This window comes from Porphyromonas sp. HMSC065F10 (assembly GCF_001808555.1).
GTDB lineage: Bacteria > Bacteroidota > Bacteroidia > Bacteroidales > Porphyromonadaceae > Porphyromonas_A.
Map to the genome: position 1 here is coordinate 1 of NZ_KV793806.1, position 1645 is coordinate 1645.

Sequence of the window (1645 nt, forward strand, 5' to 3'; positions counted from 1 at the left end):
GGAGAAACGGCTAAGACGCTTTCCGAGCGTTTTGGCAAAGTGCTTCAGCAACGGCAGTCTATGACCATCAATCGTAATGACAAGTCCACATCTATATCTACGCAGATGGATAGCTTGATTCCTGCAAGTAAGATTAGTAACCTTACACAAGGTATGTTCGTTGGGGCTGTCTCAGACAATTTCGATGAACGCATCGATCAGAAAATCTTCCACGCTGAGATCGTTGTGGATGTTGCCAAGGTCTCAGCTGAAACGAAAGCTTACCAGCCTATTCCTATGATAGCGGACTTCAAAAATGAAGATGGCTCCGATAATCTTAAAGAGACCATTGAAGCCAATTATCGAAAGGTAAAGCAAGAAATCTTTTCCCTTGTAAATGTTGAAATTGAGCGAATTAAGAATGACCCAGAATTATCTAAGTTGATTAAAGAGTAATAAATTCAACACTGATTATTTCAATACAGAATGTACTTCTTTCCTATTGAGGGATTCGGATTAATCCTATACTTTGCATACCACGGTGTTTTCCCGGTCATTTGAACTATGAAGAAATATTGTCTTTACTGTTGATTTATAATAATAAAAAACAACAATTCTATGACTATTATTATAACGCTTATAAGCATACTATAGAAGAATTTCTTTTTATAAATCTCTATCTCCTTCAATGAGAGTTTATTGAAGTGTGTCTGCAGTTTTTCATATTTGCTTTCATTGTATATTTTCATATTGATAAGAATTAAAAGTACGAATAATATGAGCAATGGGCTACTCAATAGTTCAAAACTATCAGCAATACTTCTCTCTATTGCTATATTTAGCAAAATTAACAGCATTGTTATAAAGAACACTGTATAAGAAAACTGAAGAACAGCTATTGTAGCAAAAGTACGATCAGGAAAACCTCTTTTGGGTGTATTGTGCCAAAGCCAATAGAATATATTATCACAAAATGATATATTGTTATTTTGATGAGTAAAGTGTGTTTTCATTTATGTAATTTTACTTGAGATGTCGTTCCCTGAAAATGGTTGACTTATTTTTTGCTGAAACTGATTTCGGTTGACATCGTTTTCGTCGTCATACTAGAATGAGTTGTCTTGACTTTTCAAAGATACTGATTTTAGTTGACTCTGGTAGTTTGGGGTAGTTTGTCGTGGTATACCCCGGGCTTGTTTTTTTTTCTTTTTCAAATCGGATAAACTCCCCGTCGGCAATGTAACAGACTAAGCCAAACGCTCTCCGCTCCGCTACAGGCGTTTGGTGTGTCAGGGGTATTGCCGCTCTTTGTGTTCCGATCGAAAATGAAAAATCCAGTCTCTTCTCTCTTTGCTGAAATAAGTTCTATTTAGCTGGTTACTAGCTCCTTTGACTCTTTGTCTTTTCGAGCTTTCTGAATTGCTTCTTCACGATAGCTGCGCCATCGCTTCTTCAGGGGACCCGTGCATTCCCTAGCTTCTTGTGAGGTCATATAGTCGATGCTCATATGAGGTCGAATGGTGTTATAAGTCTCTATAGCTTTGCTGATTGCGCGATTTGCCTCATCAATGCTACGGAACACTTTGCCCTTTAAGAATTCGTTCTTAATGGTACTGTTGATCCGCTCTGACTGTGAGTTCTCTTTGGGGTCTCCTGACTCTGTCAT

General features: G+C 37.6%; 1 protein-coding gene and 1 pseudogene. One reads left to right on the top strand and one right to left on the bottom strand.

All coding sequences use genetic code 11. The annotated features are described in order from the left end of the window. A pseudogene (locus HMPREF2890_RS07955) lies at window positions 1–435 on the top strand (conjugal transfer protein TraG); the annotation flags it as partial. A 913-nt stretch (window positions 436–1348) separates the two neighbouring features. Here HMPREF2890_RS07955 and HMPREF2890_RS07965 read toward each other — a convergent pair. Continuing rightward, window positions 1349–1645: integrase core domain-containing protein (locus HMPREF2890_RS07965; RefSeq protein ID WP_148130725.1), on the bottom strand; the 297-nt coding region annotated here is incomplete at its 5' end.